This window comes from Mycolicibacterium llatzerense, assembly GCF_000878195.1.
Classification (GTDB): Bacteria; Actinomycetota; Actinomycetes; order Mycobacteriales; family Mycobacteriaceae; genus Mycobacterium; species Mycobacterium llatzerense.
Genome location: NZ_JXST01000012.1, coordinates 42,117 through 67,149 on the forward strand (window position 1 = coordinate 42,117; position 25,033 = coordinate 67,149).

General features: G+C 68.1%; 22 protein-coding genes. 9 read left to right on the forward strand and 13 right to left on the reverse strand.

Features of this window, described 5'->3' with window-relative positions:
* Nucleotides 1–2: 2 nt before the first annotated feature.
* On the reverse strand, nt 3–977 hold the full coding sequence (locus tag TL10_RS10450; protein ID WP_043985607.1) for an oxygenase MpaB family protein: 975 nt from the start codon (nt 975–977) through the stop codon (nt 3–5).
* A gap of 85 nt (nt 978–1,062) precedes the next feature.
* Here TL10_RS10450 and TL10_RS10455 point away from each other — a divergent pair, with 85 nt between their 5' ends.
* A complete protein-coding gene (locus tag TL10_RS10455) occupies nt 1,063–1,686 on the forward strand; it encodes a TetR/AcrR family transcriptional regulator (protein ID WP_131630718.1) in 624 nt (207 codons plus the stop codon).
* A 38-nt stretch (nt 1,687–1,724) separates the two neighbouring features.
* Here the strand turns inward: TL10_RS10455 and TL10_RS10460 are convergent, their stop codons facing one another.
* Both TL10_RS10460 and ilvD read right to left on the reverse strand, forming a co-directional pair.
* Nucleotides 1,725–2,879, reverse strand: coding sequence for an ankyrin repeat domain-containing protein (locus tag TL10_RS10460; protein WP_043985608.1), 1,155 nt, complete (start codon nt 2,877–2,879; stop codon nt 1,725–1,727).
* Between the two features lie 215 nt (nt 2,880–3,094).
* Complete coding sequence (gene ilvD, locus TL10_RS10465; RefSeq protein ID WP_043391197.1) at nt 3,095–4,795, reverse strand: dihydroxy-acid dehydratase; 1,701 nt, start codon at nt 4,793–4,795, stop codon at nt 3,095–3,097.
* A 75-nt stretch (nt 4,796–4,870) separates the two neighbouring features.
* On the opposite strand from ilvD, the gene ricR reads away from it, so the two are divergent.
* On the forward strand, nt 4,871–5,224 hold the full coding sequence (gene ricR, locus TL10_RS10470) for a copper-sensing transcriptional repressor RicR (RefSeq protein ID WP_043391193.1): 354 nt from the start codon (nt 4,871–4,873) through the stop codon (nt 5,222–5,224).
* Here the strand turns inward: ricR and TL10_RS10475 are convergent, their stop codons facing one another.
* Nucleotides 5,225–5,524 carry an MTH1187 family thiamine-binding protein gene (locus tag TL10_RS10475; protein ID WP_043985609.1) on the reverse strand — a complete coding sequence of 100 codons (300 nt, stop codon included), beginning with the start codon at nt 5,522–5,524 and terminating at the stop codon, nt 5,225–5,227. It abuts the gene before it with no gap.
* 224 nt (nt 5,525–5,748) lie between these two features.
* Between TL10_RS10475 and TL10_RS10480 the strand changes: the two genes are divergently transcribed.
* Nucleotides 5,749–6,819 (forward strand): L,D-transpeptidase, encoded by a 1,071-nt coding sequence (locus TL10_RS10480; RefSeq protein ID WP_043985610.1) that lies wholly within the window; start codon nt 5,749–5,751, stop codon nt 6,817–6,819.
* A gap of 62 nt (nt 6,820–6,881) precedes the next feature.
* Here the strand turns inward: TL10_RS10480 and TL10_RS10485 are convergent, their stop codons facing one another.
* Nucleotides 6,882–8,855: a M13 family metallopeptidase gene (locus TL10_RS10485; RefSeq protein WP_043985611.1), complete on the reverse strand. Its 1,974-nt coding sequence runs from the start codon at nt 8,853–8,855 to the stop codon at nt 6,882–6,884.
* Between the two features lie 59 nt (nt 8,856–8,914).
* On the opposite strand from TL10_RS10485, the gene TL10_RS10490 reads away from it, so the two are divergent.
* Together TL10_RS10490 and TL10_RS10495 are read left to right on the forward strand one after the other, a co-directional pair.
* Complete coding sequence (locus TL10_RS10490; protein ID WP_043391184.1) at nt 8,915–9,583, forward strand: hypothetical protein; 669 nt, start codon at nt 8,915–8,917, stop codon at nt 9,581–9,583.
* Nucleotides 9,580–10,269, forward strand: a complete 690-nt coding sequence (locus TL10_RS10495; RefSeq protein WP_043391182.1) for a hypothetical protein — start codon at nt 9,580–9,582, stop codon at nt 10,267–10,269. The genes TL10_RS10490 and TL10_RS10495 overlap by 4 nt, the downstream gene beginning before the upstream one ends.
* Nucleotides 10,270–10,285: 16 nt before the next feature.
* Here TL10_RS10495 and TL10_RS10500 read toward each other — a convergent pair whose 3' ends face one another.
* Nucleotides 10,286–10,825, reverse strand: coding sequence for a helix-turn-helix domain-containing protein (locus TL10_RS10500; RefSeq protein WP_043391179.1), 540 nt, complete (start codon nt 10,823–10,825; stop codon nt 10,286–10,288).
* On the reverse strand, nt 10,822–13,749 hold the full coding sequence (locus TL10_RS10505) for an MMPL family transporter (RefSeq protein WP_043391176.1): 2,928 nt from the start codon (nt 13,747–13,749) through the stop codon (nt 10,822–10,824). The genes TL10_RS10500 and TL10_RS10505 overlap by 4 nt, the downstream gene beginning before the upstream one ends.
* 412 nt (nt 13,750–14,161) lie before the next feature.
* Here TL10_RS10505 and TL10_RS10510 point away from each other — a divergent pair, with 412 nt between their 5' ends.
* On the forward strand, nt 14,162–14,692 hold the full coding sequence (locus TL10_RS10510; protein WP_043391174.1) for a hemophore: 531 nt from the start codon (nt 14,162–14,164) through the stop codon (nt 14,690–14,692).
* A gap of 99 nt (nt 14,693–14,791) precedes the next feature.
* Nucleotides 14,792–15,163, forward strand: coding sequence for a heme-binding protein (locus TL10_RS10515; RefSeq protein ID WP_043391171.1), 372 nt, complete (start codon nt 14,792–14,794; stop codon nt 15,161–15,163).
* Nucleotides 15,164–15,218: 55 nt separating this feature from the next.
* Here the strand turns inward: TL10_RS10515 and TL10_RS10520 are convergent, their stop codons facing one another.
* Genes TL10_RS10520 through TL10_RS10530 form a run of 3 tightly spaced genes read right to left on the reverse strand, consistent with a single transcriptional unit; the run spans nt 15,219 to nt 17,887 of the window.
* The gene (locus tag TL10_RS10520) at nt 15,219–15,590 is read right to left on the reverse strand and encodes a DUF3054 domain-containing protein (protein ID WP_043985612.1); all 372 of its coding nucleotides are present in this window, start codon (nt 15,588–15,590) and stop codon (nt 15,219–15,221) included.
* On the reverse strand, nt 15,580–16,791 hold the full coding sequence (locus tag TL10_RS10525) for a M23 family metallopeptidase (RefSeq protein ID WP_043985613.1): 1,212 nt from the start codon (nt 16,789–16,791) through the stop codon (nt 15,580–15,582). The genes TL10_RS10520 and TL10_RS10525 overlap by 11 nt, the downstream gene beginning before the upstream one ends.
* Complete coding sequence (locus TL10_RS10530; protein ID WP_043391165.1) at nt 16,778–17,887, reverse strand: lysylphosphatidylglycerol synthase transmembrane domain-containing protein; 1,110 nt, start codon at nt 17,885–17,887, stop codon at nt 16,778–16,780. Before TL10_RS10530 ends, TL10_RS10525 begins: the two co-directional genes overlap by 14 nt.
* A 153-nt stretch (nt 17,888–18,040) precedes the next feature.
* Here TL10_RS10530 and TL10_RS10535 point away from each other — a divergent pair, with 153 nt between their 5' ends.
* Entirely contained in the window at nt 18,041–19,213 is a 1,173-nt protein-coding gene (locus TL10_RS10535) for an AI-2E family transporter (RefSeq protein ID WP_043985614.1), read from the forward strand.
* Here the strand turns inward: TL10_RS10535 and mmpL3 are convergent.
* The 3 genes from mmpL3 to trmB form a co-directional block, all read right to left on the reverse strand.
* Nucleotides 19,173–22,178 carry a trehalose monomycolate exporter MmpL3 gene (gene mmpL3, locus TL10_RS10540; RefSeq protein WP_043985615.1) on the reverse strand — a complete coding sequence of 1,002 codons (3,006 nt, stop codon included), beginning with the start codon at nt 22,176–22,178 and terminating at the stop codon, nt 19,173–19,175. The two genes, TL10_RS10535 and mmpL3, sit on opposite strands and share 41 nt — an antisense overlap.
* 85 nt (nt 22,179–22,263) lie before the next feature.
* Nucleotides 22,264–22,944 carry a PIN domain-containing protein gene (locus TL10_RS10545; RefSeq protein ID WP_234711427.1) on the reverse strand — a complete coding sequence of 227 codons (681 nt, stop codon included), beginning with the start codon at nt 22,942–22,944 and terminating at the stop codon, nt 22,264–22,266.
* A 26-nt stretch (nt 22,945–22,970) separates the two neighbouring features.
* The gene (gene trmB, locus TL10_RS10550) at nt 22,971–23,774 is read right to left on the reverse strand and encodes a tRNA (guanosine(46)-N7)-methyltransferase TrmB (RefSeq protein ID WP_043985617.1); all 804 of its coding nucleotides are present in this window, start codon (nt 23,772–23,774) and stop codon (nt 22,971–22,973) included.
* Between the two features lie 90 nt (nt 23,775–23,864).
* Between trmB and TL10_RS29540 the strand changes: the two genes are divergently transcribed.
* Entirely contained in the window at nt 23,865–24,890 is a 1,026-nt protein-coding gene (locus TL10_RS29540) for a hypothetical protein (RefSeq protein ID WP_052506379.1), read from the forward strand.
* Nucleotides 24,891–25,033 lie beyond the last annotated feature (143 nt).

Here is a 25,033-nt window from a genome sequence, read left to right on the forward strand (position 1 = left end):
CCTCAATCGTCGATGGCGCGCGGCCGCGCAGTGATTGTTCGTGGGTCCACGTGCTCGCGTTCGAACCCGTCAACCGCTTGTTTCATGTAGCGCATCCAGACCGGCGCGAGGCGTTCCCACACAGGGCCGAGGGCCCTGACCGTTGCACAGAATCGGCGATATCGGGCTTCTTGGCGGGCTGACCAGGGGATGCCGAGTTTGTCTCGTAGCGCTGGGTCCAGCCCGCCGGCGCCGAGGAAGGATCCGACCCGGTCCAGCACCGGTGCCAACAGCCGGTTCCAAAACAGGGGCGGGATCGGCTTCGGTACCGGAAATGCCCGGGAGAGGCCCTTGGTGATGTATCCGACGGTGTACTGCGCGACCTTGGTGTTGCCGACCAGCTCGTCGGCGACGACGCGGTCCCAATACTGGACGAACTCTGTGTAGGTCCGCGGCTGAAAGCTGTCGTCGACACCGTAGAGGCTGTACCAGTCCCGAGATTCGGCGAAGATCTGTTCCTTCTCCTGGAGGGTGAGTGGCTTGATGAATCTCTCGACGCCAGTGAGAAGTTGATCGATGAAGGTGGCGTGTGCCCAGTAGAACGTCTCGGGATCCAAACCCACGTAAGGGGTTCCGTGATATTTCGAGCCATCTGACATGGTGCCCGCGAGCGGCTTGTGAAAGTTCCTGATCTGCAGTCCGGTCTTGGTGGGCGCGTCGCCGTAGACCGTGTTGGCGATCGGCGGGAGGGATCGTCGTACCCGTTCGAACAGATCGGTGAAGATGACGGAGTGGTCCGAAACTGCCTGCCCGAGTTGCGGATACATGTTCTCGGTAGTCCCCGCTCGGCCGAGCAGGAGGTTGAGGCGGTGATCGCCGAAGTATTTCCAGACCAGTGAATCCGGACGTAGTGGCCGCTGGTTGCGCAAGGCCGGCGACAGCCGGCCGTCGCGGTCACGCGCGCGTTCGACGCCGGTTGCGTCGTGGTCGATCGTCATGGTTTTGCCTCCCGACTTCTGGTTCGAGACAACACCCGGGTGAAACAGATGTCAATACCTGTGTCAGCGTGTCAGAGTGCTAGTGTTGGCCGATGCAGCGTGGGTGCGTCTGAATATGACGGCGGACGGCGGATCTGCGGGGCAATCGGGTCCCGCGGACGAGGTGGATGCGCTGCTCGCCGCCGCGGCGTCCGAGTTCGAAGCCGTCGGGCTGAGCCGGGCCAGTCTTGATGTCATAGCCAGGGCCGCGGGTGTCAGTCGCAGCACCCTGTATCGCCGGTTTGTCAACAAAGAAGCGCTGATTCTCGCGGTGCTGCAACGGATGCTCACCACGACAATGCATGACCTGGACCGGGCGACTCGCAATCACAGCCCGCAGGAGGCGGTCGTCGAGGCATTCGCCGGGGCGGTCAGGTCGCTCAATTCCTCCAGGCTGTACCGGCGGGTGTTCTTCGAGGAACAGGCCCTGGTGCGCGGTTTGGTCACCTCGGTTCGGGAGTGGACGGTGGGTGAGGTCGCCGGGCGGGTTCGTGATTCGTTGCGGCGCAGCGGTGCCCAGATGCCTGACGATGAGTTGCTGGTGGTTTCGGAGCTTCTGGTCCGGATCGCGCGGTCGTATGTGGAGATTCCGTCGAAACTCGTTGCGGTTGATGATGAGTCGGCGATGCGCGATTTCGCCAAGCGCCACCTGGCAGATCTCGTCTACTGACGACGGGGTCGTCGCGCCGTCTCGTGGATCAACTTCTGTCAGAACGTCTTTGGCTCGCCCTGCCGGAGTAGGTCCGCAGCCTCGGTCTGATAGGCATACTCGGCCCACTCCAACGGAGTGGAACCGAACCGCGTATCGGTGATGGACGGGTCGGCGCCCGCCTCCAGCAGCCGCCGGATCAGCTCCAGATCGCCTTCCCATGCGGCCTGGTGCAGCGGCGTCGCGCCCTCGTCATCGCGGGCGTTCGGATCATCGGGAAAGGCCGGAACGACAACATCGACACCGGATACGTCGATGCCGTGCCGGGCGAGCAGGTCGAGGCGATCGCCGAATCCGTACTCGGCTGCCCAGTGAATCTGCCGCTGCCACAGTTGTTCCCGGGTTTCCATTGCCTCACCGAGTCGGCGCTCCCACGGACTTGGCCCGGCGTCGGCCAACCCGTGGGCGAACAGCAGCTCCAGGTGTGAATCGTCAGGGCGGAACATCCGGTTGTAGAGCGTCTGCTGATCGACCGGATGGGCGCCACGGCGCAGCAGCAGCGTCGCGAGTTCGGCTGCATGGGGATGCCGGGGCTGACGGCGCGGTCCCTGTTCGCCTTCGCCGAACACCCCGGTCAACAGCGTGAACGGCGTCGACATGCCGCACCACAGATAGCCGGCGTTCGGGTCTGCCCCCGCGTCGAGTAGCACCGTGGCTGCCGCCAGTACGTCGTTTACGTTGCGGCCCAAGGGGATACGTGAGTAGCACAGATACGTCAGGGGTACCCAACCGAACGGCCCGCCGCCGGTGTTGGCGAGCGCTGGTCGCCCGGCGAGATGGTCGGCGAGCGCGACCGGGTCCGAAGCGCAGGCCGCGGCCCAGACGCTGCGGGAGACCAGCCCGGGATCGGCCGCGAGCAGATCGGCGGCGGACTGCCAACGGGGTGGGGCGTCGGATTCGTTGTAGCGCAACGTCGCCCAGGAGCAGAACCGGTCGGCAGGGGAGAGGGCGTCCTCGTCGACGGCGCCCGGGTCGACGCTCAGATCAGCGGCCAGTCGAAGGTAGTGCACCAGGGCGGGCCACCCGGTGAAGCCATAGTTGCGGGCGACGGCGAACTGGGCGGCGTGCAGGGCAATGCCGTTCGCCTGTTGCAGCGTGCGTGCTTCGACGCGCAGCTTGTCCAGGGACGGATTGGTGGGCAGTGTGCTGGCCATGACGGCCTCCTCTCATGCGCCCGCGTCCGCGAATCGGGCCGAGAAGAGGTCGGTCACAAAAACTCAACAAGCAGGGAGGCTGAGCCCCTTCGAGCGGACGTCGGGCGGTCCTGCGCGCCCGATCGTCACTGTACCGGCCCGCGAGCGTGCGCGAAATGCACGCCGTTGGCGGCGTGTCCATGTACAGACACGCACGCTCGCGGGAAGGGGACTCCTTAGTTGCAGACCGCGCCGACGGCGGCCGACTGGACCAGCTTGGTGTACTTGGCCAGCACGCCGGTCTTGTAGCGCGGCGGCAGCGGCTCGAATCCTTCACGGCGCGAAGCCAATTCGGCCTCGTCGACCAGGAGGTCGAGCGTGCCGTTCGCGACATCGAGCCGGATGCGGTCACCGTCGCGCACGAACGCGATGGGTCCACCGTCGACGGCCTCCGGCGCGATGTGCCCGACGCACAGGCCCGTCGTCCCGCCCGAGAAGCGGCCGTCGGTCATCAGCAGCACGTCCTTGCCCAGGCCGGCGCCCTTGATGGCGCCGGTGATGGCCAGCATCTCGCGCATGCCCGGGCCGCCCTTGGGGCCCTCGTAGCGGATGACGACGACGTCGCCGTGCGTGATGGTGCCGTCCTCCAGTGCGTCGAGGGCAGCGCGCTCGCGCTCGAAAACCCTTGCGGTACCCTCGAACACGTCGGAGTCGAAGCCGGCCGACTTCACGACGGCGCCCTCGGGTGCCAGCGAGCCGTGCAGGATGGTGATGCCACCGGTCGGGTGGATCGGATTGTTCATCGCGCGCAGCACCTTGCCGTCCGGGTCGGGCGGGGCGATGTGGGCGAGGTTCTCGGCCATGGTCTTGCCGGTGACGGTGAGGCAATCACCGTGCAGCAGACCGGCATCCAGCAGCGCGCGCATGACCACGGGCACGCCGCCGATCTCGTCGACGTCCTTCATCACGTGGCGGCCGAAGGGCTTCACGTCGGCGAGGTGAGGCACCTTGTTGCCGACGCGGGTGAAGTCGGCGAGGGTCAGCTCGACCTCGGCCTCGCGGGCAATGGCCAGCAGGTGCAGCACTGCGTTGGTGGACCCACCGAACGCCATGACCACGGCGATGGCGTTCTCGAACGCTTCCTTGGTCAGGATGTCGCGCGCAGTGATGCCGCGGCGCAGCATCTCGACGACAGCCTCACCGGACTTGCGGGCGTATTCGTCGCGGCGCTTGTCGATCGCGACGGGAGATGCGCTGCCCGGCAACGACATACCGAGTGCCTCGGCCGCCGACGCCATGGTGTTGGCGGTATACATGCCGCCACAGGCGCCCTCGCCCGGACAGATGGCGCGCTCGATGATGTCGACGTCCTCACGGGACATCAGCCCACGGGCGCACGCACCGACGGCCTCGAAGGCGTCGATGATGGTGACTTCCTTCTCGGTGCCGTCGGTCAGCTTCGCGACGCCCGGCATGATCGAGCCGTTGTAGAAGAAGACGCTGGCCAGGTCCAGCCGGGCGGCTGCCATCAGCATGCCGGGGATGGACTTGTCGCAGCCGGCGAGCAGCACGGAGCCGTCCAGGCGCTCGGCCTGCATCACGGTCTCGACGCTGTCGGCGATGACCTCGCGGGACACCAGCGAGAAGTGCATGCCCTCGTGGCCCATCGAGATGCCGTCGGAGACGGAGATGGTGCCGAACTCCAGCGGGTAACCACCGGCGGCATGCACGCCCGCCTTGACGGACTGCGCCAGCCGCTGCAGCGACATGTTGCAGGGGGTGATCTCGTTCCACGACGACCCGACGCCGATCTGCGGCTTGACCCAGTCGTCGTCGCCCATACCTACCGCGCGCAGCATGCCTCGGGCTGCGGTTTTCTCGAGGCCGTCGGTGACGTCGCGGCTGCGGGGCTTGATATCGGGCTGATCTGCAGACATGCAGGTAATTATGCCCGCCGCCGCCAAGCGAAATTCCATTGGATACCCCTAAGGGGTATGCGGTACGCTGGGCTTATGACGGCAGACGAGTCGGGGGCCGCAGGAGGCCACTCCGAGACTTCTCACGGCGATGCGCCGCAGGAGGCCCAACATGGCTATTCGCCGAACAAGGACAACTACGCCAAGAGGCTACGGCGGGTCGAGGGTCAGGTCCGCGGGATCGCCAAGATGATCGATGAGGACAAGTACTGCATCGACGTGTTGACGCAGATCAGCGCAGTGAACAGCGCGCTGCAGTCGGTCGCGCTGGCGCTGCTCGACGAGCACCTGGGGCACTGTGTGAGCCACGCGGTGGCGGTCGGCGGCGACGAGGCCGAGCAGAAGCTGGCCGAGGCCTCCGCGGCGATCGCCCGGCTGGTCCGGTCCTGACTACCTGCCGAGTTCACTCTCGATGCGCTGGACCTTCGCGGTGAGCTGGCCGGTGTAGCCCGGGCGGATGTCGGCTTTGAGGACCAGGCTGACGCGGGGCGACACCGCAGCTACCGCTTCTACGGCCCGTTTGACCACGGCCATCACCTCGTCCCATTCGCCCTCGATGTTCGTGAACATCGCGTTGGTCTCGTTGGGCAGGCCCGACTCTCGCACCACTCGCACGGCCGCTGCGACGGCTGCGCCGACACCCCCGGCTTCGTCGCCACCCATCGGGCTGACGCTGAATGCAACAATCACATGGTCGATTGTGCGCGGATCGCTCGGAGATCGCCCGGTTGGTGCGGTCCTAGCGGGTCGCGGGCCTTTGCGGCGTAGGTAACAGATGACGCCGCGCGGCCGATGAACAACCCAGGTCAGGGGGCATTCCCGCCTGATGTGCTGCGGCTGCGCCGCAGGTCAGTCCCAGTAGCCGGCCAGATTGCTGTGCGACACTGGGGAAAGTTGTGAACTGGAGGTGGCGGATGCCGCAGTGGAAGAACAAGCTCCTGACCGCGGTCGTGGCGGCCGGACTGGTCGCCGGGATGACCGTCGTAACCCCGTCGGCGCTGGCCGACCCGGACGCGCCGGACCCAGGCGTGGCAGCCGCGCCGTTCGACCCGGGTCTGCCCACTGAGGCGCCCTTGCCGCCGCCGATCCCGCCGATCGGTGACCCGTTCGCTCCCGCGCCGCCGCCGGCCCCGATCCCTGGCGCCCCGGTGCCCGGCGACCCGCAGCCGATCCCGGCAGGCACCCCGGCCGGCCAGAACCCGACGCCGTTCGTCGGCCAGCCGCCGTTCAACCCGCCGACCTTCAACCCGGTCAACGGGTCCATGGTGGGCGTGGCCAAGCCGATCTACATCAACTTCGCGCGGCCCATCGCCAACAAGCAGATGGCGCAGGACGCCGTGCACATCTCGTCGAACCCGCCGGTGCCGGGCATGTTCTATTGGGTGACCGACACGCAGCTGCGCTGGCGGCCCATCGCCTTCTGGCCGGCGAACACCGTCGTCAACATCGATGCCGCGGGTACCAAGTCCAGCTTCCGCACCGGTGACTCGCTGGTGGCGACGGCGGACAACGCCACGCACCAGATGACCATCAGCCGCAACGGCGTGGTCGAGAAGACCTTCCCGATGTCCATGGGCAAGGCCGGCGACGAGACCAAGAACGGCACCTACTACGTGCTGGAAAAGTTCGCGGACGTGGTGATGGACTCGTCGACCTACGGCGTCCCCGTCGACTCGCCGCAGGGCTACAAGCTGAAGGTGCAGTGGGCGGTCCGCATCGACAACAGCGGTGCGTTCGTGCACAGCGCCCCGTGGTCGGTGGCCGACCAGGGCAAGCGCAACGTCAGCCACGGCTGTATCAACCTGGCGCCCGACAACGCCAAGTGGTTCTACGACCAGTTCGGCAGCGGCGACCCGATCGTCGTGAAGAACTCGGTTGGCTTGTACAACTACTCGGACGGCGCGGGCGACTGGCAGTGGGGCATGCAGACTCCCGCGGCTCCGTCCACGGGCGCCGGCTCGGGTTCGGGCTCCGGCACGCGCTGACCCGCCAACAACCGCGAAAACCCCCTATTTCCAAGGAAATAGGGGGTTTTCGCGGTTTGTAGCTAGTTCCAGATCCGCACGCGCTCGGTGGGCTCCAGGTAGAGCTCGTCGGAGGTGCTGACATCGAACGCCTCGTAGAACGAGTCGATGTTCCGGATGACGCCGTTGCACCGGAACTCCGGCGGCGAGTGCGGGTCGACGGCCAAGCGCCGAATGGCTTCGGCGTCACGGGATTTGGTGCGCCACACCTGCGCCCAGCCGAAGTAGACGCGCTGGACACCGGTCAGCCCGTCGATCACCGGGGCTTCCGCGCCGCCCAATGACAGCTCATAGGCCAGCAGCGCGATGGACAGCCCGCCCAGGTCGCCGATGTTCTCGCCGACGGTGAACGCGCCGTTGACGTGATGAGAGGCTTCCAGTGCGCGCGGCGAGAACGCCTCGTACTGCTCGATCAACGCCTTTGTGCGCAAACCGAATTCGGCCCGGTCGGCGTCGGTCCACCAGTCGACGAGGTTGCCGTCGCCGTCGTACTTGGCGCCCTGGTCGTCGAACCCGTGCCCGATCTCATGCCCGATCACCGCGCCGATGCCACCGTAGTTGGCGGCGTCGTCGGCGTCGGCGTCGAAGAACGGCGGCTGCAGAATGGCTGCGGGGAAGACGATCTCGTTCATGCCCGGGTTGTAGTAGGCGTTCACCGTCTGCGGCGTCATGAACCACTCGTCCCGGTCCACCTCGCTGCCCAGCTTGGCCAGCTCCCGGTCGTGCTCGACGGCCTGCCCGCGCAGGTAATTGCCGTACAGGTCGCCGGCGTCGATCACCAGCGCCGAGTAGTCGCGCCAGCGCGCGGGGTAGCCGATCTTCGGGGTGAACTTGTCCAGCTTGGCCAGCGCCCGCTGCCGGGTTTCCGGGGTCATCCACTCGAGGTTGGTGATGCTGACCTGGTAAGCCTCGCGCAGGTTGGCCACCAGTTCGTCCATGCGGGCCTTGTGCGCGGGCGGGAAATGCCGGTCCACGTAAAGCTTTCCGACGGCATCGCCCATCAGGCCCTCGACCAGGCCGACGCCGCGCTTCCAGCGGTCCCGGATCTCCTCGGTGCCGGACAGGAGGCGGCCGTAGAACGCGAAGTTCTCGGCGATCAGGTCGTCGGTCAGAATCGGGGCTCGGCCGCTGATCAGGCGCCAGCTCAGCCAGGCTTTCCAGTCCTCGAGCGGCTCGGCGGCCCACAGCGCCGCGAACGCCACCAGGAAGTCCGGTTGCCGCACAACGACTTCCGCGACCACGTCGGTCGACGTACCCACCGCCGACAGCCAACCGGCCCAGTCGAAGCCGGGTGCCTCGTCGGCCAGATCGGCGAACCGGCGCAGGTTGTAGCTCAGGTCCGCGTCGCGGCGCTTCACCACATCCCAGTGCGCCGCAGCGAGTTTGGTCTCCAGCGCCACGATCCGGGCGGCCGTCTCGGCCTGGTCGCCGCCGAACACCAAGCTCAGCATGCGCGCGATGTGCTCCGGGTAGGCGGCCAGCACCGCGGCGTGCGCGGGCTCGCGGTAGTAGGACTCGTCGGGCAGGCCGAGGCCGGACTGCGTGAAGTGCAGCAGGTACCGGGTCGAGTCCTTGGAGTCGGTGTCGACGTACGCGCCGGCGCCACCACCGACGCCGGTGCGCTGCAGCCCGCCCAGCACAGCGGCCAAAGCGGCAGCGTCTGCGGCGTCCGAGACCAGAGCCAACTCAGCCAGCAGCGGCGCCAGGCCGACGGCGTCGACCCGCGCGGTGTCCATGAAGCTCGCGTACAGGTCACCGATGCGCTGGGCATCGGAGCCAACCGGGCCCGAGGCCGTCGTGATGAGATCGCGCACCTGTTCCTCGGCGCGGTCGGCCAGCAGCCGGAAGGCGCCGTCGGTGGCCCGGTCGGCCGGGATGTCGTAGTCGGTGAGCCACCGGCCGTTGACGTGACCGAACAGGTCGTCCTGCGGACGGGCCCCGGCGTCGAGGTAGCTCAGGTCGATACCGGATCGGGGAGAGGTAGCTTCGAGAGTCACCTCGCCATCCTGCCATCGCCGCTGCAGTGCCGGCGGGCGCTGCGGGTAGCCTCACGCGCATGCCCGACGAGCGCAGCGAAGACTCCGCCGAAACAGACACCGCGGAAGACGCCGGTCCCGCCCGCGCGGCCACGGATGCCAAGCCCGCCGCCAAGGCCACGCCGTCGAGCGATCAGGCTGATCGAATCTTCAGCCCCTACGGCATCGCCTCGGCGGTCCTGGGCGTCATCGCGGTGGTGGCGGTAGCCGTCGCGACCTGGGTCTACCTGGGCCACCGCGCCGACGACGCGGAGCGCGCGCACGAGGCGCAGGCGATGAAGACCGCCGCCGAGTGGGCCAGCCTGCTGATCAACATGACCAAGGACAACGTCGCCGTCAACGTGCCGAAGCTGCACGAGGGCACCGTCGGCCAGCTCAACGCCGACTTCGACGCGACGGTCGCGCCGTTCACCCAGCTGGTGCAGAAGCTGCAGAGCCAGACCGCCGGACAGATCGAGTCCGTCGCGCTGGAGACGCTGCATCACGTGCCGCAGGGCGAGCAGGGCAAACCGCCGGTCCAGCCGGAGCTGGCGGCCATCTCGTCGGACACCACGACGGTGATGGTGATCGCGACGTCCGTGAGCCAGAACGCCGGTGCCAAGCCGCAGACGGTGCGCTGGCGGCTGCGGCTCGGGGTGTCCGACGTCGGCGGCAAGATGCTGATCTCGCGATTGGAGTCGCTGCGATGAGGAACGCGTGGCGGGTACTGGTCTTTGACATCCTGGCGCCGCTCGCGGTGCTGGCGAGCCTCGTCTACATCGGGCTGGCCCTGGAGCGGCCGCTGTGGTGGGTCGTGGTGGGCACGATCGTCGGGCTGCTGGTGCTGCAGGCGTCGGTGGTCAACTTCGTGCTGTTCCGCCGGGACGGCGTGACGATGGGCACCGATGACGACGCGCCCAAGTTGCGGCTCGCGGCCGTCGGGCTGACGGCGGTGGCCGTGGCCGCCGCCGCCATCGTGGGCTACACCAAGTGGACGGTGCCGGACCGCGCCACCAGCAACGACATGTCCACAGTGGTCGGTATTGCCAGCAGCGTCGCGGAAGCGTCGGCGACCTTTACCCCCGGCGCACCGAACGTTTCGATCGACCGCGCCACGTCGCTGATGGCGCCGCAGCGCGCGGAGGCCTACCGCAACGAGTTCAATGCGGTCGCCAAGGATCTCACGAGTCGCGGGGTGGCCGGCCAAGCCAGCACCATCTCGGCCGGTATCGAGACCATCGGCCCGAATTTCGCGAGTGTGGCGGTGGTCATGCGGGCCACTCAGAACAGCCCCAACAAGCCTGCGCAGGCGACGGTTCTGGGCCTGCGGGTCACGCTGACCAAGCAGGACGGACGCTGGCTGGTCATGGACGTGACCCCGATCGCGTCACGGTAAGCGGTGGGACGCCCGCTCAGGAGCGGGCGGAACGCATCCGGGCGAACCGGTCCGAGAGTCGGCGCATCCGCACCAGCAGCGCGGCCGACGGGCTGGTGGTACCGGCCACGTATGTCGAAAGTTCTTGTGCGCCAACACCGATGCGGGACGCGAACTCGGTCTCGCTGAGGCCGGAGCGTTCCATCAGCAGCCGGATCTGGCGGGCCACCTCGGCGCATTCGTTGGCCTCGAGCTGGGTGCGGGTGCGGTCCAGCACCTCGGACAATGCCTTGGAGATGCCGTAGGGGTTGGTCGTCGCCAGGATCTCTTCGACCTGACGGGCTGTGCGGCCGAACGGGTCACGCTTGATGGCCACGACGATGCGCTGCCAGACCGCCAGGTCGTCGTTCTCCAACGCGGCGCGGATGGCCGACGTCGACCAGAACTCGACGGGCTTCTCGCCGGGGGCCTGCGCCGGGAACGCGACGGTCGGTGCCCCGTTGGTGCCGGCTGCGGTCGAGGCACCGGGATCGTCGGCACCAGAAGGGGTGTCCCTCACTTCGGATGTCAACGTCACCTCGCCTCCTCCAACATGGCCACTGCCACCGCCAGACAACGCTGTTTGACGTCGGGCCAATCTGCCGTTTCCTGGTCGTCGAACGGGTGCGGGTCGGCCAACCTGCGGACCAACTGGGTGGCCACCCACTGGTTCTTCGACCGTTCTCCACAGTAATACCCGTCAATTCCGGCGAGAACCGCGGCCGCAGTCCGGATATCCATGCATGACACCAGGTCGACGAAGTCGGCGTAGTCCTGGACGCTGTTGCGGGACATGATCAGGTAGCCCTTGAGCCGCAGCGTTTCGGCGCCCGTCGGGATCTCCAGCCGGTCGCCGGTGGGCAGCAGCACCGTCGTGGTCTCCACCGGGCTGCGGCGCTCGATGGCGGGGCCGTCGCTCTCGCTGAGCGACAGGGCGTCGAGCGCGACCGACAGCCGTCCGCCCCACATGGTGACCGGGTGCACGTCGGGGTTGTCCGACGCGGACCGGGACTGACCGTGCGAGCGGCGTCGCAGCAGCGCCAGCCCGGTGCGCGACCCGTCCTTGCGGGCGGGTGCCGCCGCGATGCGGCGCGGCACGGCCCGCGGCACGTACTGCGGCTCGCCGGGCTCGCCGCCGCTGCACCCGCTGAACGCCAGCGGGTCGGAGACCGTAACCGTCTGTGCGGCAAGGGTTTGCAGCTTCGCCGCGGACTTGACGACGCTGCGCAGTTCGGAGCCGGAGGGGCCGAGGGCAGAGATGTCGTCCGGGATGATGACCAGGCTGCCGGTGTCCGTGGTGGGCAGCGGCTTCTCGAAATCCACCGACGGCAGCAGCCGGTCCAGCCACGCGGGCAGCCACCAGTTCCACTGGTCGAACATCGCCATCAGCGCGGGCACCAGGACCAGCCGCACCACCGTCGCGTCGACCGCGATGGCGACGGCGCACGCCACGCCCATCTGCGCCACCAGCGGCATACCGGCGAAGGCGAAACCGATGAAGACGGCGATCATGATCAGCGCGGCGCTGGTGATGGTCCGGGCGCTGGTGCTGACGCCGTACGCGACGGCGTCGCGGGTGTTGCCGGTCTGCAGGAAGCGTTCCCGGATGCGGGTCAGCAGGAAGATCTCGTAGTCCATGGACAGACCGAAGGTCATCGCCAGCACCAGCGGCGGAATGGTGGTGTCCAGCGATTCCAGGGGCTTGAACCCGAGCGCGCTGAACCAGCCCCATTCGAAGACGATCACCAGGCTGCCGTAGGCCGCGGCCACCGACAGCACCGTCATCAGGACGCCCTTGAGCGCCAGCACGACCGAGCGGATGGAGATCAGCAGCATCACGAACGCGATCAGCGACACGAAGACGAACACCAGAACCTCGGTGTTCGCGACGCGGTGGTCGAAGTCCATGATCAGCGCCGTCGGTCCGCCGACCGCGATCGCGACATTCGGGCCCGCGACGCCCGGCAGATGCTGCCGCAGCCACGTGATCGATTCGCGCGCGACCAGGTCCTCGGGATCGACCGCGAGCACGACCGAGAACAGGGCGCTGCGGTTGTCGTTGCCGAACACCGGCGGTGCCACCTGCGACACGTCGGGCGCCTGCGTCATGGTCTGGTGCAGCGCGTCGAGGGTCGCGGTGTTCTGCGGGTCGGAGGCCGTCGCGTCGGGGAATGTCGCCAGGACCCGGATCGGGCCGAGGGCGCCTGGGCCCAGCGCTTCGGCCGCCGCGGCCACGCCGCCCCGGATTTCGTGGGTCGGCTGGAACTGCCGCAGCATGCTGTTGCCCAGCTGCATGCCGAACGACGGTGCCGCCAGAGCGATCAGGAAGACGGCGGCCAGCAGCGCCGACAGCCATGGGCGGCGCATGGTGCGTTCGGTCCACTGGGTCCAGAACCGTGACTGTGTGACGTCCGGGCGGCGCGTGACGTGCAGCCACGACGAGCGTTTGGCGACCCGCTTGCCGAACGTGGCCAGCACCGCCGGGATCAGGGTGGTCGAGGTCAGCACCGCGACGGCGACGGCCAGGATGGCGCCGGTGGCCATCGACGACAGCACCGGCGTGCCGATCAGGTAGATGCCGGTGATCGAGGCGATCACCGTCAGGCCCGACAGCAGTACCGCCAGCCCGGACGTCGCCATCGACGCGTCGACGGCCTGTTCCGGGTCGCGGCCGGCGCGCAGCTCCTCGCGGAAGCGCATGAGGATGAACAGCGAATAGTCGACGGCCAGCGCGATGCCGAACATCGACAGCGTCGTCGTCACGAAGACGCTCATGGTGACCCAGATGGACAGGAGGTAGACCACGCCCATCGTCACGATCACCGTGCAGGCGCCGAGCAGCATCGGCATAGCCGCGGCGGCGAGTGACCCGAACACCGCGAGCAGCACGATCAGCACGATCGGCAGGTTCCACTTCTCGGCCTCGGCGACGTCGTGCTTGGTGGTCTCGCTGGCGGCCGCGCCGAGCGCGCCCTGCCCGATGACGTACAGCCGGACCTTGCCGTCGGCGGTCTTACCGGGCTTGCCGCCCTCGACGCCGACGGCCTTACGCAGCTTCTTGGCGATGTCGACGGCGCCGCTGTTGTTGAAGTCGAGCCGCAACGTCACGACATAGGGTTTGCCGGCCTGCGGCTCGGCCTGTGTGGGGTCGGGCACGACCTTGACGTTGGAGAAGCCCGCGGCGATGCGTTTCAGCTCGTCGACGGCGGCGGTCATGTCCTCTTGCGACGCGTTGGCGTTCGGGGCCGCGACCAAGGCCAACGGAGAGGCGCCCTCGTCGGGGAAGTGGTCCTCGAGCTCGTACTGGACGTGCAGGGACTGGGAGCCGGCGACTTCGAACCCGCCACCGCTGAGATTGCTGGACTGGGTCGCCGCGAGATACAGAGACGGCACCATGAGCAGCAGCCAGGTGGCGAAAACCGCCCAGCGCCAACGCCGAAGCAGACCGCTCAGCCGCATCATCAACTGCTGGATGGCGAACCTTCTTCCTGCGGTCGTCCCGGTTGCCACCGGAGTGTTTTTGATCGGCGTTGCGTGCGGCCGACCCTACCCCAGTATGGGGTAGGGTGACCGGCTCGCGAGCGCCGTTGAGGCGCCTGGCGGGAACCTTGATCCAACTGCAACCGGGCAATTTCGGGACCCGCCAGCAACCCTGGGTGTGACGGTTGGGGCGTGGCTCGGGCCGCAGCCAACCGGCCGGTGACCTGGATGTTTGCTGTGTGGATTGGGCAGTGACCCGGCGCCGATGGCAAGATGGCGGGAGTCGAATCCCGGATGCGGTCCGGCACGTCTTCAGGTGCCACCCCGGGAAAGCAGTGTTTGCCGAGTGTTTACACGGCCGTAGTTGGCCGGTAAACCCGTGAGGAGATTTGCCATGAAGACGACCAGTGTGACCGTTCGCCGTGGGCTTGCCGGGGTGTTCGCTGTAACTGCGCTCGGCGGTGTCGTGGTGACGTCGTTCGGTGCCCCGTCAGCCGGTGCGGGCCAGGATCCGTGCGCGGCCAGCCAGGTCGCCAAGACCATCGGCATGGTGGCCACCTCGACCGGCACCTACCTGGACGCACACCCGGTCGCCAACCAGACCTTGACCACCATCTCGCAGCAGCAACCCGGCCCGCAGTCGTTGGCAGCGCTGAAGACCTACTTCGACGCCAACCCGCAGGAGGGTGCCGCGCTGCAGAACCTCCAGGCGCCGCTGGTGACGCTGTCCTCGCAGTGCAAGCTGCCGTTGACCTTGCCGCAGATGATGGGGCTGATGCAGTCGGCGCAGCAGAACAGCGGCCTGCCGGCCACGCTGCCCGCGATGCCGAGCGTGCCCGGCGCCGTGCCGTTCACGCCCACCCTGCCCGGCGTGACGGTGCCGCCGGCCCAGGCGGTCTCGGCGGCGCAACCCGCCGCACGCTAGGCACAACAGGCGGTCAGCCAGCTCTTCTGCTTATCTTTGTGGGGCCGGTAGCCCCGTCGGGTTCCGCTACCGGAGCTCTCGACGAAGGGGTTTGACCACATGATGCTCACCGCTCTGGCCAAGCGACGCGCTGTTGCCGGCTTCATCGGCGCCGGCGCGATCGCCGGCAGCGTGCTGTTCGGTGCCGCCCCGTCGGCCCTCGCCGACGATCTGCCGCCGAACTGCACCTCTGCGGACATAGCCGGCGTCAAGTCAGGCGTTGAGGCGTCGACCTCCGCCTACCTGTTCACCCACCCGGATGTGAACGACTTCTTCACCAGCCTGCGGGGCCTGTCGAGGGATCAGTCGCACGCCAAGGTCAAGCAGTACCTGGCCGCGAACCCGCAGACGAAGGCCGAGCTGCAGGGCATCCGGCAGCCGCTCAAGGACATCCGCGACCGCTGCGGTCTCCCCGGCCCTGCCGCCCGCTAGTTTTCAGTGATTTCGGCGTGATTCGTAACGGCTATCGATACGAATCACGCCGAAATCACTTGCGGAATCGAGCGACGCCGCGCCAGCCGAGCAGCAGGATGGCCGTGACCGTCGAGGCGACGATCACGAAACTGACCGCGACGCCCTGACCTGAGGCCTTGCGCAACAGCATGCCGATCGCGACGGTGCTGACCCAGATCGCCAACCCGGTCGGGTTCAGCGCCGTCGGGCGGCGCCAGCCTCGCGACAGCGCCCAACCCGCCACGGTCCCGGTCAGGAACGGCCAACTCGTCTGCGCCACCCCGCCCAGCGTGATGCCCTCGGCGTGACTGCGCCGGCCGATGGTGCAGAAGATCACCACGCACACCACATCGGCGAGGAAAGCCAGTGCGGCGCTGCGGTTTCCGGTGGTCTGCTCAGTTGTCATAGGTCATCACGTCCAGATTCAGTGGGCTGACATTGTTTTCGGCGCGGGCGGTGAAGCCGGGGCCCAGCCGGGCGGGGCCGCCGACTTCGAGGGCGTCGGCGGCCGCCATGTCGGCCAGTCGGCCGGTGAGTTTGAACGACCGGAAGACGAACGGCTGGCCGTCGGCGCGCAACGGATCGGGTGCGCTCATCATGTGGAAATGCAGGTGCGGCGCAGTGGAATTCCCGGTATTGCCGACGTTTCCGAGGACTTGCCCGGTGCTCAGCCGATCGCCCGGCTTGACCTTGATGCTGCCGGTCTTCAGGTGCGCGTAGAACGCGAAGTTCCCATTCCCGAGGTCCTGGACGACGTGGTTGCCGCCGTACTGCGCCAGCGTGAGTCCGGTCGGGTCCACGCCGGGCACCTGTTCGGGCAGGCCGTCGAGCACGGCCACCACCGGGCCGTCTGCCACCGCGTGTACCTCGGAGCCGAAGTAGAGGTAGCTGTCCGTCTTCGCGCGGTCCCCGCTGAACAGTTGGCCGTCGGCCTGCAGCTGCACATAGTCGATGGCGAATCGTTCTGCGGCCCAGAGCTTTCCGTCGATCGGGTTGAGGGCCATCCGGTGCGGCGTCATGTCGCAGCAGCTGTTGGCGTCGAGCCAGCCGGAGCCGCGCAGCGGCGGTTCGAGTTCGACGGGTTTGTGGTCGGACACCGTCACGGGCGCGACGTTCTCGGTTACCACCGGCGGCACGAGCGGCGGCATCGGCTTGGGCACCTTGACCACCACGCGGTGTGAAAGCTGTTGGGGTACCGCGCTTCCCGCGGCCAGGCTGACGTCCAACCACACTATCGACCGCTGGCCGGGGCCCAGCTCGTTGGTGCTGACCCGGGTGCCCATGGTCCGGGTCCAGTAGCCGAGGCCCGCGCCGGACAGTTGCAGCAGCGGACCGGCCGGCCCCATGACCGCGACGGAGTCCACCGTCACGGGCTCGGGCGAGGTGTTCGTCAGTAGCAGTTCGTAGGCCAGGTGCACGCGGCCGTCGGTGGCCGGAACCGGGACGGGCGCGGCCACGACGTCGGCCAGCACCGGCGTGACGATCGGTTCGGCGGAACTGGTGGAACTGCTTGGCGGAGTGGATGATTGAACCGATTTCGGGACCGGTGCGCAGGAGGTGAGCGCGGCGACGAGCAGGAGCGCCGCCGCCCGGCTACCCGGTGTCATGCGGTGCCTCGGGCGCGTCGGGCGCTGGACGTGGTGCGGTGTCAGAGGAGCCGGGAGCATCTGGGTCGAAGTCCTTCTCGGTGCGGAACAGGAAGAAGAACACCACCCAGCCGATCGCCGAGATGAAGATCCAGCTGACCAGTCGATAGATCAGCATCGTCGAGATGGCCGCCGCGAGTGTCATGCCGCTGGACACCAGGCCGGGCACCAGCACCGCCTCGACGACCAGCAGCCCGCCGGGCATCAGGGGAATCGCCCCCACTGCGCGGGCCGCGGCGTAGGCGACCGTCAGGCCGGCCAGCGACGGATGCCCGCCGGTGGCATAGGCCGCGCACGCCAGGCACGCGACGTCGGCGACCCAGTTGAACAGCGACCAACTGAACGCCACGGTCAAGGTCCGGCGGCTCAGGCTCACCGACTCCAGCTGGTTCAGGGTGCGGCGCCAGCCGTCCAGGCCGGTGTCGGCGGGCTTGCCGCGCAGCGAGTTGAACCACGACAGCAGCCGCACCCCGATGCCGTCGATCTGCTGCGGGTTGGCGGCGACGGTCTGGGCCAGCAGCAGTAGTGCCACGAAGCCGCCGACCGTGAAGATCAGCGACAGGGGGTTCTTGCTCGCGCCGAGCAGGACCGCGCCACCCAACCCCAGCAGGGCGAGGCCGACCACCTGCAGGGCCCCGGACATCACCAGCTGCCACGACGCCACCAGCGGCGAGGCGCCCCACAGCCGCTGCTGGCGGTACACGAAGGTGGCCGAGAGCACCGGACCGCCGGGCAACGTGGTGGACAGCGCGTTGCCAGCGTAGAACGCCGCCTCGGACCGCCACTGCTTGACCTCGACGCCGGCCGAGCGGAGCAGGGTGCGCTGAATCTGCGCGAAGCTGTGCATGGAGGCCAGGGCCGCGACGGCCGCCGCGGCGACCCACCACCACTTCGCCGACAGCAGGCTGCGCCACGCCTTGGCCAGTTGCTCCCACACCAGCACGACCTCGATGGTCAGCACGGCGACGGCGACGCCGATGAGAACCCAGCGCAGCCACCAGTACTTGCCGCGCGTCCGACCCGACCGTGGACGGGCGTCACCGCGACGGCACGCCATCCAGGAGCCGCGACGGCGAGCCGTCAGCGGACCTCCTGAAGCCTCGTGCGACACGCACACAGCGTATCCGGCGTGTCGCGGGCGGCTCGCCGTGTGCGGTAAGCATTGTGCAACAACGTCTCGGTGTCATCCCGCGGCGCTACGCTGGCGCCCATGTCACAAGCCGACGCAGCGGTCGATCCAGTGGTACGTAAGGCCGCAGCCTGGTCATGGCGGCTGTTGGCGATCTTCGGCGCGGTGCTCGCCGTGCTGTGGGTGGTCATCAAGCTCGAGGTCATCGTGGTGCCGGTGCTGCTGGCGACCTTGGCGGCAGCGTTCCTGCTGCCGGCTGTGGACCTGCTGACCCGGCGCGGACTGCCGCGCGGTGCGGCCGTCGCGGTGATGCTGCTGAGCTCCATCGTGGTGATGGGCGGCATCCTGACGTTCGTCGTGTTTCAGTTCATCGACGGCGCCCCGGCGCTGGTCGAGCAGGTGGCCAAGAGCATCGACGGCGCCCGCAAATGGTTGACCGAAGGCCCGATCCTGCATCTGAGCAGCGATCAGATCAACAGCGTCGGGCAGACCGCCATCGACGCCCTGAAGAACAATCAGGCCAGGCTGACCAGCGGGGTCTTCTCCACGGCCGGCGCGCTCACCGAGATCATCACCGGGATGCTGCTGGTCCTGTTCACCCTGATCTTCCTGCTGCACGGCGGCCGCGACATCTATGCCTTTGTCACCAGGATCTTCCCGGCCTCGGTGCGGGACCGGGTGCGGGATGCCGGCCGGGCCGGATTCGGCTCGCTGATCGGATATGTCCGCGCGACGTTCGTGGTGGCTCTGGTCGATGCCGTGGGCATCGGCACCGGGTTGGCGATCATGGGGGTGCCCCTCGCCCTGCCACTGGCATCCCTGGTGTTCTTGGGCGCGTTCGTCCCGCTGGTCGGCGCCGTGCTGACCGGTTTCGTGGCAGTGGTGGTGGCGCTGATCGCCAAGGGCTGGATCTACGCGTTGATCGCGCTCGGCCTGATCATCGCGGTGCAGCAGCTGGAGGCCCACGTGCTGCAGCCCATCGTGATGGGCCGCGCGGTGTCCGTCCACCCGCTCGCCGTCGTGCTGGCGATCGCCGGCGGCGGTGTCACCGCCGGCATCATCGGAGCACTGATCGCAGTGCCCATCGTCGCGTTCCTCAACAGCGCCATCCGGGTGCTGATCGCCAGCGATCCTGAGGCCACCGAGGCCGAACTACTCGCCGAGGCCGGCGCGGTAGCCGCCGCGACGGTCTCGCAGGGGCCGACGCCGCCTGCTACAGACGGCCCTCGCGGCGCAGCAGATCCGCAGCGCTGACCCCGCCGCCGGTACCGCGACGCTGGGTCTCCCCGGTGTCGATCTTCTCGGTGGAATCCGGGGCATCGGCCGGCTGGGCGCGGAACGCCGTGGTCGGCTCGTTGCCCTGGTCGGCAGGTGCGTCTGACGGGGTCTGGATCTGCGGCCCGGAGGCGCTGAGGTTGCCCCGCAGCTGGCCGAGCCACGATTCGATCTCCCGGTTGCCGCCGGCGCCCTGGCCCGGCTCTGCCGGCCGGACACCGCCCGGCGCGCGGAACGCCGTGGTGGCGGGATCGGAGGGCTGACCGAAGGCGGTGGTCGCCGGGTCACCGATCGCCGAGGTCGGCGGCGTCGGGTCGTTCTGCGGGGTGACCGCGCGGGTCACGTTCGACACCACGTTGCGGAAGGCGCCCTTGGCGGCGCTGAATCGCGTGGTCGCGGGCTCAGCGGGGTCAGCGGACTGAGCAGACGCAGCCGGCGGGGCCGACGGCGGCACAGGCGGGGCCTGCGGGACCGGTGGCAGTGGGGGAGCGCTCGGCATCCGGTTGGTCGGTGCCTGACTCGGCGGCTGCGGCTGACCCGGGTTGATCCGGGTCGGGACGGCACGCTGGCCGGCAGCCGGATGCGTCGGATCGTGCGGCGCGCGGACCGGGGCTCCGGAACCGACCAGGGCACGCGGGTCTTCGGGTTCGCGGACCGCAGGGCGCTTGCGCTCGTCGGGCAACTCGGTCTCGCCGAGACCCAGCTTCTGCTGGACGCGCTTCATCCACAGCGGCGCCCACCAGCAGTCGTCGCCGAGCAGCTTCATGACGGCCGGCACCAGGAACATCCGGATCACGGTGGCGTCGAGCAGCAGCGCCATCAGCAGGCCGAACGCCAGGTACTTCATCATCACCAGGTCGGAGAACGCGAACGCGCCGACGACGACGGCCAGCACCAGCGCGGCGCCGGTGATCAGGCGACCCGTCGTCGCGGTACCGATCCGGATGGCCTCGGCGGTGGACATCCCGCGTTCGCGGGCCTCCACCATGCGGGACACCAGGAACACCTCGTAATCGGTCGACAGACCCCAGATCACCGCGATGATCAGGCCGATCATCGGTGCCATCAGCGGCTGTGCGGTGTAGTTCATCAGCCCGGAACCGTGCCCGTTCTCGACGAACATCCAGGTCAGGATGCCCATTGTCGAGCCAAGGGTCAGGGCGCTCATCAGGGCGGCCTTGATGGGCAGCACCAGCGAGCCGAACGCCAGGAACATCAGCACGGTGGTGGTGACCACCAGGATCAACACCATCAACGGCAGCTTGTCGAACAGCGTGCTGATGCTGTCCTGCTCCAGCGCGGGCGTGCCGCCGACCATCACGTGCACGCCGTGCGGTTCCTGCAGGGTGCGCAGTTCGTGGATCTTCTCGGCGGCGTCGCCGCTGTTGATGAGGCCGTTGGACAGCACCCGGACAGACGGGTCCTTGGTGCCGCCGTCCTGGTAGGTCCGCTCGGCCCACATCTTCGACTTGTCGTTGCCGTCCGGGGTCACGAACCCGCTGATGGTGCCGGCGTTGGCCCGGACTTGAGCGATCTGCTGGTCGGTGACGGGCTGCCCGTTGTCGCTCTTGATCACCAGGGTCAGGGCGTTGGTGCGGAAGCCGGGGAAGATCTGGTCGAACTCCTCCTGCGCGGTCCGGACCGAGTTGTCCGGCGGCAGATACTTCTCGCTCATACCGGCGAGGGCCAGCTGTCCCAGCGGGATGACCAGCAGGATCATCCCGATGGTGATCGGCACGGCGAACGCCAACGGTCGTTTCATCACGACGTTGACCAACTTGCCCCAGAAGCCCTTCTCGACTTCTTCGCGGGTCTTGGTCTTCTGCGTCTTCTCGGCGAACCAGTCGATGATCTTGCGCGAGAACGGCCAGTTCGCCAGGAACGGCACCTTCAACAGGGTGCGCACGCCCAGCGCGTCGACGTTGGTGCCGAGGATGCCGAGGACGGCGGGCAGCACGGTGTTCGACAGGAACGCGGCCAGCAGTACCGACGCGATGATCGCGTAGGTGATGGACCGCAGGAAGCCCAGCGGGATGAGCAGCAGCGGCAGCGACGACGCGACGATGATCACCGCGGAGAACGCGACGGTCCGGCCGGATGTCATGACGGAACGTCTGACCGCCGCTTCAACGTCGTATCCCTCGGCCAGTTCTTCTCGGAATCGGCTCACGATGAACAGGCCGTAGTCGATGGCGATACCGAAGCCCATCATCGTCACGACGGGTTGGGCGAAGAAGTGCACCGGCCCGAACTCGGCGGTGAACCGCAGAATGCCGAGCGCGCCGCCGATGGTCAGACCACCGATGATCGCGGGCAGCGCGGCGGCGATCGCACCGCCGAAGACGAAGAACAGCACGACCGCGACCAGGGGCACGATCGCGAGCTCGGCGCGCTTCTGGTCGGTGCCGATGGTGCCGGTCAGCTCGCTCGCGAGCGGCTCCAGGCCGGCCAGCTTGATGTTGCCGCCGTTGACTTTGTACAGGTCAGGCGCGACGGCCTGGTAGTTCTTCAGGATCGCGTCGTCGTTGTCGCCCTTGATCGGGACGGTGATGAAGGTGTGCCGCAGGTCCTGCGTCGTCATCTTCTTCAGTCCGTCGCTGGGCGCCTTCAGCCACCCGACCCAGGCCACGACCTTGTCCTTGTGGTCGGTGACGAAGGTGTCCAGCTCAGCGCTGACCTTCTTCTGCCACGCCGGGTCGGTGATCTTCTTGTCGTCGGGCGGCGTCAGGATCGCCACCACGAGGCTGGTCCGGTCGCGGCCGTAGACCTCGTCACCGAGGACCGATGCGGCGACGGACTCGCTGCCTTCGTTGTAGAAGCCACTCTGGGTGACATGCTCGCCGAGGCTGGACCCGTATACGGCGCCACCCAGGCACAGTGCGACCATGACACCGATCACTATGTATCGGAATCGGTACACCGTTCGACCCCACCAGGCGAACACGTCAGCTCCTCACGATTATCTGCATAAAGTCCTGCTCAAAGTTGTTGCCATTTTCGGCCACCGCACACGTCATCTGTAGTCGTTCCTAAACGCGCGAGCTCAGCAGCGCGGACAACGGCCGGAAGGGCTGCAGCCAGGCGCCCTGATCAGGCAGCGAATCCAAGCCGATTCGCGGCAGCGGCTCCCGGAAGACACCAGGGATGTCTTCCAGGTCGACGAAGTCCAAGGTATCCGACGCTAACGCCCAACTGGCATGTTCGCGAAATCCGACCACGGTCGCGGGAGTGCCGTCATGGGCGATGTCTTCGAGCGGTTGACGGAACGCCTGGCCGTCGGCTGAGGCCACATAGATGCCGGCCAGACCCTCGCTGCGGCGCAGCGCGATGTGCGCGAGCATGTCGCTGTCGACGTCGCTGCCCTCGTCGAGTTTGGGCTTGGCGAACACCGCGAAACCGACGTTGCGCAGCGCCTCCACCCACGGCCGCACGACATCGGCGCTACCAGGGGCGATGTTGGTGAAGACCGTCGCCTCGGGCTCCAGAGCCACCGGCGGCTGGTCCGGCCGCCTGCCGCTGGCGATCTCGTTGGTGCGGGCCAGCAGCCACCGGCCCAGCGCGTCGAATCGCGGTCGGTGAGCGGCGGTCGGTCGGCCACCGAGGATCGACCCGAGGCCCATGTCGAGGTTCGGTGCGTCCCAGACCAGCAGCACCCGGTGCGGCCGGGGTCCCGGCGGCGGGGTGGGCTGGTAGGGCTTGGCCTGGGGTATTTCCTGCGGAAAGGCCTCGGTGATCGTCACTCCGGCTTCTCCCAGATGAGCTCGGTGATGGGACTGCCCATCCGCATGCCCCGCGCCTCGTATTTGGTGGTGGGCCGCTGCACCGAGATGGGCAGGTCGGCGTCGACCGAGGTGCGCTTCAACGTCGGCTCGGCATCGCCCACCTCGGCGATCTGCACGGCGTAGTCGGCGTGGTCGGTGGCCGCGTGCAGGATGCCGCCCGGCTTGAGGCGGCTCGAGATCAGCGCCACGGTCTCTGCCTGCAGCAGCCGGCGCTTGTGGTGCCGGGCCTTGGGCCAGGGGTCGGGGAAGAACACGCGGACCGCCGTGAGGCTCTCCGGCGCGATCATGTGTTCCAGCACGTCGACGCCGTCGCCGCGGACGAATCTCACATTCGTCAGGCCTGCCCGGTCGACGCCGCCGAGCAGTTGGGCCATGCCCTTGCGGTAGACCTCGACCGCGATGACGTCCAGGTGCGGTTCCTCCTGCGCCATGGCCAGCGTCGAGATGCCGGTGCCGCTGCCGATCTCCAACACGACGGGTGCGGTGCGGCCGAACCAGGCGGCGGTATCGATCAGCGGTGCGGGTTCGCCGTCCTCGGACTGGGCGACTTTGCCCAGCTCAGGCCAGCGACGGTCCCACGTGCTCTGCTGTCCGGTGGACAGGCTCGACCGGCGGGACCGGAAGCTGGTGACGCGCCGGTGCTGGTGTGCGGGGGCCGCCGTGGTTTCGGAGACGGACTCGAAATCGGCGGCCGAGGCGCCGGCCGACGAGGCAGCGTCGTCCTCGCGCTGGGCATACATCCGTCCATCGTCTCTCATCTGGCTGTGAGAGCCCGCATCGTGGTGCAGATTGATACCCAACAGTTGCCTGAAAAACGGCGTCGGTCACACCTGCGCGGAGGTGCGACGATGGCATCGGGCGGGCATCTGGGGGGCGTGTTGTCAGGGGATGTTTGGCAGCGGTTCACCGCTGCGCTGGACGAGTTGGTGACGGACGTTCCGGGCCTGGCGCACGTCGTCTCCGGTCCCGATGCCGGTGATGCCGCCGGCCGGTACCGGGCGATTGGTGTAGCGATGAGTGAAATCGCCTCGGCTGCAACAGAATTGGACGACGACCGGGTGCGGCGCTGGCTGGCGTCCGACACGACGGCGGCGCTGGTCACCGCGGCCGCGACCGCGGCGCTGACAGCCGACGGCCTCGTCGTCGACCCGGCCATGGACGCCGACGCCCATCTGCGCCGGGCGCTGCACTGGCGTCAGTACAGCCGCCGTATCGCCGACGACCTGCACCGTCGCTGCGCCGCCGACATCAGCCGAGGCTCGCTGCGGTTGCTCGCGCGGTCCGGTGCGTGGCCGGGGACGTCCCGGCTGGAACTGCAGCGGCTGCGGCTGGAGCTGATCCGGGAGGCCCGGCGGCGGTACGACGACCTGCGCGCCGACCTGCTCAGCCGGGTGCCGTCCGGCCGGGATGCGGCCGAGGGCTTCGAGGCAGACGCCCGCGACCGGTTGGCCGCGGCCGCCGACGGGGTTCGCGAAGCCACCGCCGCAGCGCTGGGCAGTCCCGGCTCCGGGCGGCGGTGGCCACCGCCCGAGGTCACGGGCCCGGTGCTGGCCCAGCGTGCCGACGAGATGTGGTTGGGCATCGTGCTGGGCGCGGGTTTCGGCCTGGGGGCGGCATTGGGGCTGGCCAGAATGGCGACCGGGTTGGCCGGGGTGCCCGACGGGATCGGCGGGGTACTGGGATTGGCCCTGGGTCTGGCGCTGACCATGACGGTCATCGGCGTCCGCGCACGGCTGCATCGCCGGGCGATGCTGGACCGCTGGGTCGGGACGGCTGTCGCGGCGGCGCGGCAGGCGACCGAGGAGGAACTGGCGTACCGGTTACTGGAGGTCCAGGCGGGCCTGGCGTCCGCAGATCACAAAACGAAAAATTGAGCGATTTTGGAATTGTGCGGAGCGAGGCTCTCGCGCTACTGACCGGTAACCGTCCGTCACCCGCCCCGAATCGCGGTACCAGCGGATACAGGACTGCCGATTGAGCTTTCTGAATCGTTCTTGTGAGAGATCGGACAGCCGCC

Coding starts and splice junctions, on each gene's coding strand:
- TL10_RS10450 (WP_043985607.1), bottom strand. CDS start 977: ATGACGATCGACCACGACGCAACCGGCGTCGAACGCGCGCGTGACCGC.
- TL10_RS10460 (WP_043985608.1), bottom strand. CDS start 2,879: ATGGCCAGCACACTGCCCACCAATCCGTCCCTGGACAAGCTGCGCGTC.
- ilvD (WP_043391197.1), bottom strand. CDS start 4,795: ATGTCTGCAGATCAGCCCGATATCAAGCCCCGCAGCCGCGACGTCACC.
- ricR (WP_043391193.1), top strand. CDS start 4,871: ATGACGGCAGACGAGTCGGGGGCCGCAGGAGGCCACTCCGAGACTTCT.
- TL10_RS10480 (WP_043985610.1), top strand. CDS start 5,749: ATGCCGCAGTGGAAGAACAAGCTCCTGACCGCGGTCGTGGCGGCCGGA.
- TL10_RS10490 (WP_043391184.1), top strand. CDS start 8,915: ATGCCCGACGAGCGCAGCGAAGACTCCGCCGAAACAGACACCGCGGAA.
- TL10_RS10495 (WP_043391182.1), top strand. CDS start 9,580: ATGAGGAACGCGTGGCGGGTACTGGTCTTTGACATCCTGGCGCCGCTC.
- TL10_RS10505 (WP_043391176.1), bottom strand. CDS start 13,749: ATGATGCGGCTGAGCGGTCTGCTTCGGCGTTGGCGCTGGGCGGTTTTC.
- TL10_RS10510 (WP_043391174.1), top strand. CDS start 14,162: ATGAAGACGACCAGTGTGACCGTTCGCCGTGGGCTTGCCGGGGTGTTC.
- TL10_RS10515 (WP_043391171.1), top strand. CDS start 14,792: ATGATGCTCACCGCTCTGGCCAAGCGACGCGCTGTTGCCGGCTTCATC.
- TL10_RS10520 (WP_043985612.1), bottom strand. CDS start 15,590: ATGACAACTGAGCAGACCACCGGAAACCGCAGCGCCGCACTGGCTTTC.
- TL10_RS10525 (WP_043985613.1), bottom strand. CDS start 16,791: ATGACACCGGGTAGCCGGGCGGCGGCGCTCCTGCTCGTCGCCGCGCTC.
- TL10_RS10530 (WP_043391165.1), bottom strand. CDS start 17,887: ATGGCGTGCCGTCGCGGTGACGCCCGTCCACGGTCGGGTCGGACGCGC.
- TL10_RS10535 (WP_043985614.1), top strand. CDS start 18,041: ATGTCACAAGCCGACGCAGCGGTCGATCCAGTGGTACGTAAGGCCGCA.
- trmB (WP_043985617.1), bottom strand. CDS start 23,774: ATGAGAGACGATGGACGGATGTATGCCCAGCGCGAGGACGACGCTGCC.
- TL10_RS29540 (WP_052506379.1), top strand. CDS start 23,865: ATGGCATCGGGCGGGCATCTGGGGGGCGTGTTGTCAGGGGATGTTTGG.